This is a genomic window from Nautilia sp. (genome assembly GCF_053994455.1).
Window position 1 is genome coordinate 1 of the sequence record NZ_JBMYAU010000065.1, and the last position, 7,731, is coordinate 7,731.

7 protein-coding genes are annotated in these 7,731 nt (G+C 38.9%); all 7 read right to left on the minus strand.

What is annotated here, in order from left to right:
- The coding region (locus ACXJIE_RS04775) for an NADH-quinone oxidoreductase subunit C (protein ID WP_456479834.1) at window positions 1-341 on the minus strand (341 nt) is incomplete at its 3' end.
- A 9-nt stretch (window positions 342-350) separates the two neighbouring features.
- Window positions 351-1,832, minus strand: coding sequence for a hydrogenase 4 subunit F (locus ACXJIE_RS04780; protein WP_456479835.1), 1,482 nt, complete (start codon window positions 1,830-1,832; stop codon window positions 351-353).
- 3 nt (window positions 1,833-1,835) lie between these two features.
- Window positions 1,836-2,489, minus strand: coding sequence for a hydrogenase 4 membrane subunit (gene hyfE / locus ACXJIE_RS04785; protein WP_456479836.1), 654 nt, complete (start codon window positions 2,487-2,489; stop codon window positions 1,836-1,838).
- 1 nt (window position 2,490) lies between these two features.
- Window positions 2,491-3,414: a respiratory chain complex I subunit 1 family protein gene (locus ACXJIE_RS04790; protein ID WP_456479837.1), complete on the minus strand. Its 924-nt coding sequence runs from the start codon at window positions 3,412-3,414 to the stop codon at window positions 2,491-2,493.
- 10 nt (window positions 3,415-3,424) lie between these two features.
- Window positions 3,425-5,395: a hydrogenase 4 subunit B gene (gene hyfB, locus ACXJIE_RS04795; RefSeq protein ID WP_456479838.1), complete on the minus strand. Its 1,971-nt coding sequence runs from the start codon at window positions 5,393-5,395 to the stop codon at window positions 3,425-3,427.
- Window positions 5,396-5,405: 10 nt separating this feature from the next.
- The gene (locus ACXJIE_RS04800) at window positions 5,406-5,972 is read right to left on the minus strand and encodes a 4Fe-4S dicluster domain-containing protein (protein WP_456479839.1); all 567 of its coding nucleotides are present in this window, start codon (window positions 5,970-5,972) and stop codon (window positions 5,406-5,408) included.
- 2 nt (window positions 5,973-5,974) lie between these two features.
- A partial coding sequence (locus tag ACXJIE_RS04805) for a molybdopterin oxidoreductase family protein (RefSeq protein ID WP_456479840.1) occupies window positions 5,975-7,731 on the minus strand: 1,757 nt, incomplete at its 5' end.

Consider the following 7,731-nt stretch of genomic DNA (forward strand, 5'->3'; position numbering starts at 1 on the left):
ACTTTTCTTGTTACGGACGGGTAATGAGGGTCGTTTTGAGGGATATATGCTTTTACGGTTATCCAGCATTTTTCTTCCTGAGGGAGTTCGTCTTCGGGAGTCATTTTCCCGCCTTCCATTGAAAGGACATAATAAAGGGCGTAGTTTCCGTTTATTTGTCTTTCATCATTAGGTATCATGGTTGCCAGCCATCCTCCCATATCGTAATAAAGCATTCTGACAGCTTCCGGAAGGTCGTTTCTGTCCACCGTAACGGTTATCTGGTCGTAAGGGTTTCTTTGAATATCGAGTATTTTTATTTTTTCTTTCAATTTATTTATAAATCTGTCACCTAATGCCATAATTTCTCCTTAAGCTAAAATAATTTTTGTTGCGTTTTGTAATAATTCGAACCACTGCGGACAGACGTAAACACCCAACGCAACAATTAATACCGCAAATATTATAAGCGGGATGTTGGCATTTGTTTCTATTTTTTCAGTTTTCACTTCGCCTCTTACTTTTCCGAAAACAACTTCGTTAAAGTGCATAAGCACCGCTATGAAGATTATTGCGAGTCCTATGACAAACAGTGCGATTTGGATATATTTATCCGCGCTAAGTCCTGATTTAATCATTAAAAATTCACTTACAAACACCGCTAAAAGAGGAATACCGATAAGTGAAGCAACCGCAGTCCCGAATAGAACAGCGTTTAGCGGGTTAACTCTTATAAGACCTCCCATTTTTTCCATGTCCCTTGTGCCGTAAATTTTTATTATATTTCCGCTTACGCAAAAGGCTAAGGCTTTAGAAAGTGAGTGTGCCATTGAGTGGAAAAGCCCCGCAAATACGCCAAGAGGTCCGCCGATTCCAAAACCGAATGCAATAATTCCCACGTGTTCGACTGAATGGTATGCAAACATTCTTTTGATATCTCTTTGTTTTAATATAAATAACGCCGCTACGAAAATTGAAAGAAGTGCAACTATTACCATTAAAGTTTCCACAAATTCACTTCCAAGAGTTGAATGTGTAACGATTGAGTAATATCTTATAATCGCTGCAAGCGCACATTTTAAAAGTACCGCACTCAAAAACGCCGATGCCGGTGAAGGACCTTCTGAGTGAACGTCGGGAAGCCATGTATGCATAGGCGCAAGACCGGCTTTTGTCCCGAAACCTATAAGTGCGAATATAAATACGAGTTTTAAAGCGTCGGGATTAAGCAGTTTTGCGTTTTCCATTAAAACGCTCCAAAGCATTGCGTCATGTCCGTTTTTAATTACGTTAAATCCGGCGCCGTACATTAAAACGGTTGCATAAAGGGCAAAGGCAAGTCCGACACTACAAATAATAATGTATTTCCATCCGCTCTCAGTCGCACGTTTGTTTTTGTAAAGCGCAACCATAAAAAGTGATGAAAGGGTTGTAGCTTCAATTCCCGCCCACATTAAAGCAATGTTGTTTGACATAATGGAAAAAATCATCGTAAATACGAATATATGTGAAAGAACATAAAAAAGCTTAACTTCATTTATAGTAATATGTCCGCTTTCAAGCTCCCACTGCATATATTTAACCGAATAAAGATTAATTAAAAATCCGATAACGGCAATTAATGTTAAAAACACTCCTCCGATAGGGTCTAAAAAGAAGAGTTTGTTAAACAGATAAAAACTTTCTCCTCCTATAACATGTGAAACCGCCGATAATGCAACAAGCGAAGTAATTAAAGACCCGAGCACGTGAAAAGTATTCAAAAGTCCTAAATTTTTCGGTGTAAACCATAAAATTGCCGCTGTTGCAAAAGGCAGACACAGTGTAAAAAATAGCAAAGTTTGCATATCCATGGTCTATCCTTTTAACTGGTTTGCTTTAGATACGTCCAAAGCACCGAAATATTTGTAAAATCTTTCCGCCAAAACTGACATAATAATTACCGCAAAAATTGCATCCGTTAATATACCGATATCAACAATTTCAGGCGAATTGTATGTACTGAGAGCCAACGTTAAATGAATACCGTTTTCAAAAAGACAATAAGCCAAAATCTGTTTGATAACGTTTTTTCTTAAAATAAGTCCGAAAATTCCAAGTGAGAAAATCGTAACGGATGCAATTAGCGGTATTGTTTCTTTAAGTAATGAAAATTCTTTTAAAATTGGTGAAATTACCATTGCCATTGCAAGTGAAAAACCAAGAGCGATAATAGGACTTACGAAAAATCCGTAAAGCGGTGATTCTTCACTTTTTACACCGAGTCTTCTTATAAGCCTTATCAGAATGTAAGGGACTATGACAACTTTTGTAATAAAAGCGATTACCGCCCACTGTGATAACTGCTCAACGTTGTATTTTTGTGAAAGAAGCAAAAACACGCTTACAAGAAGCAGTGTTTCGGCAATATATGCATATACAGACCATCTTAAATTCCTAAGCCCGAAAACCGCAAGAGATGTCGCTATCATTGCGATTGTCAGGATGTCTATTAATGTTATGTTCATCATTTTAAACTCCTACTGCATATAATATCAGCGATATAAATGCAACGATTAATACGAAACTTGATTCTTTTTTGAAACCTTTTAGCAGTTTGTATCTTGGCCCTAAATTGTCAATAAACACGGCAGCTACGTAAAATACTCCGGCTTTAATTATAAATACCGCAAGCGCTAAAATAGGGTTTTCAAAATTCCAAGGTTCAAATACGGAAAGGAAAAGTCCTATCATAACAAACTGTTTAATGGTAAGCGCCATATGTGAAAGAGCTAAATCCCCCGCACAGTATTCGCTTAAAAGACCTTCTTGAAGTTCCTGCTCGGCTTCTGCCAAATCATAAGGGTTTCTTCCGGTTTCGACGTATACCGCCCAAAGCAGTGCTATTGAAGCAACCGCAAATGCCGGAATCTGATAACCGATTTCACCGTGTCTTACCATATACTGTATTTCTACTAAATTTGATGTTTTAGCCAAAAGCATAACCACAATAAGACAAATTATCATTACAGGCTCTACAAAAACGCCTATCATCTGTTCCCTGCTGCCGCCTATTGCAGCAAAAGGGTTGCCGCTGTCCATTGATGCTACACCGAAAACAAATCTGAAAAGCGCACCGAGATACACTAATACAAATACGTCGGCTATCATCCCGGCATTGAAATTTGTGCTGTAAGTTACCGGAATTGCCGCTAGCATAGCCGCTGCCGTTGCAAATAGCATATAAGGAGCGTATTTAAATACCCAGTGTGAATATTTCGGCACCGTTTTGTTTCTTTTAAAGAGTTTTGCCAAATCCCTGTAGGTTTGAAACATATCCTTCGGTCCCACGCGGGACTGCATTTTCGCTCTTATGATTCTTGCGATGCCGTCAAACAGAGGAGCGACTGCAATAACGGCTAAAACCTGAATTATCATCCAAAATATAGCATTCATATCAGCTCCTTTAAATTAAATAACCGATACCGACAAAGATACATAAAGCCATCAATACGTAAAGGACGTAAAGATTTGAATTTCCGTTTTGGAAACCTTGTGCTTTATTCGAACATGCCGATACGATTTTTATAAACGGTAAATAGAAAATATTCCACCATATATCTCTTGCGTGGTTTACATATTTTACGGGTTTGAAATATCCCTGATCGATTACTTTGGCATTAGCTCTAAACAGCCAGTCCATAATTTTTCTAAGACTTCCCGTAAAAGGGGATGCAGTCATTTGCATTCTAGGAGAATATTTAAATCCGCATGCCCAAGGTTCTGTTTCTCTTACGATATGTTTTGTTGTTTTGTTATTCATAGTGATTACTACTATAATAAACGGAAGCGCAAGCATTGACATTAGGATAATCGCAATCATAGGAGTTGAAATTATAGAACCTAAAGGACTTACAACTGCTCCGTTTTTTACAGCTTCGTAATTTCCTGCAAAGCTTCCCACAACATGCATAATGTTATCCACTACTGTAGTAGCACCAAGACCAAACGCAAAACATCCTATAACTAAAATAAACATACCTATTATCATAGAAATAGGTGCTTCTTTTGCTTTTTCGAATATTTTTTTATCTCTGGGGGCACCGCCGAATATTACGCTGTAAACTTTAACGAAACACATAACTGCCAAAGCACCTGTAAGTGCAAGTGCTACAATTGAAAGTGTAAATGCAAGTCTGTAAAGTATTCCCTCGCCCAAAGCCGCCTGAAGCATTGCCTGATATGTAAGCCATTCACTCACAAAACCGTTAAGAGGAGGCAATGCGGTAATTGCCATAGCACCGATTAAAAACGCAAATGCGGTATAAGGCATTTTTTTTGCAAGTCCGCCTAAAATTTCCATATCTTTTGTGTGTGTGGTGTATAAAACACTTCCCGCACCCAAGAATAATAAACCTTTAAATGTAGCGTGGTTTAGGACGTGATACAATCCTCCTAAAAATCCGACTGTCGCAAGTATTGGAGAATGTATGGCAAGTCCGTATACCCCGATTCCAAGACCTAAAAGGATAATTCCTATATTTTCTACGGAATGGTAAGCTAAAAGCGCTTTGTAGTCGTGTTGAGTTAATGCGTAAAGAACGCCTAAAAGCGCTGAAAGCGCACCGATAATCAGGATTAAAATACCCCACCAGCTCATAACAGGCAACCATAAACAGAATTTTATAATTCCGAAAATCGCAACTTTAATCATAACCCCACTCATTAAAGCCGATACGTTTGAAGGTGCTGCCGGGTGGGCTTGCGGAAGCCATACGTGAATAGGAAACATTCCGGCTTTTGAGCCGAATCCCACAAATGCAAGCAAGAAAATAATACTTGCGCTAAGCGGTGTTAGATTCGCCGCGCTAAAATCTGCAAATTCCATACTTCCGCTGCTTTTTGCAAGAAGCAGGAAAGCCGCCAAAATCATAACCCCGCCAAGGTGTGCTATTCCCATGTAAATAACGGTTGCTTTAAGTGATTTTTCATTATCGTTAAAACAGATTAGCAAATAAGAAACTAAAGTCATCAGTTCCCAAAATACCATAAACCAGAAAACGTTTGCACTTGAAATTACAAGAAGCATCGAAAGGACGAAAGAATTAAATAAAAACGCCATTACGCCGATGCTTCCTTTTTTCGCGTATTCATCGGCATATTGGATTGAATATACTGATGAAGCGAGTGATATCAGTGAAATTACGAATGAAAAAAATTTTCCTAAAGGATCGAGTGCAAAATGAGGATGAAAAATGAAATTTCCACCGATTTCAAGTGCTTCGTTTGAGTTTATGGAAAAAAGAAAGTGAAAAACGCCCAGCGCCGAAGCGGCTGCGGCTATTGAAAAACCTATTTTGCCTGCAACTTTGTTTTCCTTGTATAATATAATCGAAACAAAAGCCCCAAGCAGATATAGTGCATAAACCATTTCCATTTTTTATCCTTTAATTGGCAATGCCGGTTTGAACTGTTTTTTCCACTGCCTTTTGTGCTTTTTGGGATATCATTTTTTCCTGATTTTTAGGATCCATAATTTTTAATGCGCCTGTAGGACATGCTTCAACACACGCAGGTCCTCCTTCTCTTCCTTTACACAGGTCGCATTTAACGGCGATAGTTTTAAGCCCTATTACGGATTCTAAAGTTAGAGCCGGTTCGGGCTCTAATCTGTAATCGACTGACGGCATAAATTCACTTGCCGCTCTTATCGCACCGAAAGGACATGCGATGGTGCACAGTTTACATCCTATACATATTTCTTCATGAAGTTCGATGCTGTCTTCCCCAAACGTTAAAGCACCTACCGGACATACGTTCGCACACGGTGCGTCGTCGCACTGTCTGCACTGATTCGGCATTACTCCGTGTTCGGTTCTTGTGACTATTAATCTTGGAGTAGCGAGTTTTCCTCTTTCATATGCTGACTGATAACAAGCCGCCATACACGTTGCACATCCTATACAGGTTTTAGGGTCGGCTATTACGAATTTGTTTTCTCTTACCACTTGCATGACTATCTCCTTTTGAGCTCGGCTAATTCCGGCTCAAGTTCTTCAAGTATTTCTTTTCTGATTTTAAAGAATTCTTCTTCGCTTATTTTTTTGATGTTTGCTATTGACATTTTAAGAGGCGGTATATTTGATAGAGGATCTAAATCTTCCGGATTAGCAAGTTCGTTTCCGTCCGCTTCGGCGTAATGGAACGTTGTAAATATGGTTCCGTATCTTAAATCCGGATTAACCACCACTTTTGCCGCAATTTTTCCTCTTTTATTGTAAAGAAGTCCGTAATCACCTGTTTCAATACCTCTTTCTTCCGCGATGTCAGGACTGATTTCAATTACGGCTCCAAGCATATCAGCACCGTATTCAAGAGGTTTGCACTCTCTTGTCATGGTTCCCGTATGATAATGGAACACTTTTCTTCCCGTTGTAAACATACACGGATATACTTCGTCGGGTTTTTCGCTAGGACATCCCACACCTGCCGGATAATCGTCAGGAATTTCGAATTTTTCTCTCAGTTCTTTTTCAATAATAATTCTTTTTTCTTTGTCGTCTGTGTAAGTAACAGGTGCTAGTCTGAATTTTCCGTCAGGCAAAAATGATTTATGATCAGCATACAGATAAGGTGTTCCCGGATGGTCTTCCGTAGGACAAGGCCAGTTGATTCCTGCTTTTTCAATTCTCTCATAACTTATTCCGCCAAATTTTGCAGGGTCAAATTTTCTAACTTCATTCCAAATATCTTCCGCAGTTTTATAATCAAATCCTTTTAATCCCATTCTTTTGGCTACATTGCATATAACTTTCCAGTCAGGATCAAGATTTGCAGGAGGATTAACCGCTTTTCTTACCCTTTGGACTCTTCTTGATGTGTTTATAAACGTTCCGTCTTTTTCTCCCCAGCATGCCGCAGGTAATACAACGTCAGCCCTTTGAGCCGTTTCGGTTAGGAAAATATCCTGAACTACAAAGAAATCAAGATGTTCAATCGCTTCAATGAAGTGTTCCGTCCATGGATCGGACATAACAGGGTTTTCACCGAATACGTATAAGAATTTAATTTTACCTTCTTCCATTAAATGAGGTGCTTTTGTCAGTGGGATTCCAGGTTTGGGATTTAGAGGATATCCCCACAATTCAAGCACTTTTTCCTGTGTTTTAGGATTAAACACTTTTGCGCTTCCAGGGCATACATCAGGCAATGCTCCCATGTCGCAGGCACCCTGAACGTTGTTTTGTCCCCTCAGAGGATTTACTCCTCCGCCTTTTTTACCGATATTTCCGGTTATAAGCGCTAAATTTGATGTTTCCATAACGCCGTATGTTCCGTCTGTAAACTGAGTGATACCCATTGTATAGCATATTGCCGAAGGATTTCCTTTTGCATACATTTCGGCGGCTTTTATTATTAATTCTTTATCAATTCCTGTTTCTTTTTCAAATCTCTCAGGTGTAAAATCTTTTACGGTTTCTTTAAGCCATTCAAACCCGTGGGTATATTTTTCCACAAATTCTTTATCGTATAAATCATTTTGAATAATATGATTAATCATAGCGTTTAATACCGGAATGTTATATCCTACAGGCAGTTGGATAAACACGTCCGCTTTTTTTGCCATATCCGTTTTTTTAGGGTCGATTACTATAAGTTTAGCGCCTCTTTCAAGCCCTCTTAAAATCTGCATAGCAATAATTGGATGGCATTCGCTTGTGTTTGTTCCTATCAGTAAAAATACATCCGTATCGGTTGCAAATTCAGCTATAT

Bases quoted from the DNA above. Each gene is read 5' to 3' on its own strand.
- ACXJIE_RS04790 (WP_456479837.1), bottom strand. From the start codon at position 3,414: ATGAATGCTATATTTTGGATGATAATTCAGGTTTTAGCCGTTATTGCA.
- hyfE (WP_456479836.1), bottom strand. From the start codon at position 2,489: ATGATGAACATAACATTAATAGACATCCTGACAATCGCAATGATAGCG.
- ACXJIE_RS04780 (WP_456479835.1), bottom strand. From the start codon at position 1,832: ATGGATATGCAAACTTTGCTATTTTTTACACTGTGTCTGCCTTTTGCA.
- hyfB (WP_456479838.1), bottom strand. From the start codon at position 5,395: ATGGAAATGGTTTATGCACTATATCTGCTTGGGGCTTTTGTTTCGATT.
- ACXJIE_RS04800 (WP_456479839.1), bottom strand. From the start codon at position 5,972: ATGCAAGTGGTAAGAGAAAACAAATTCGTAATAGCCGACCCTAAAACC.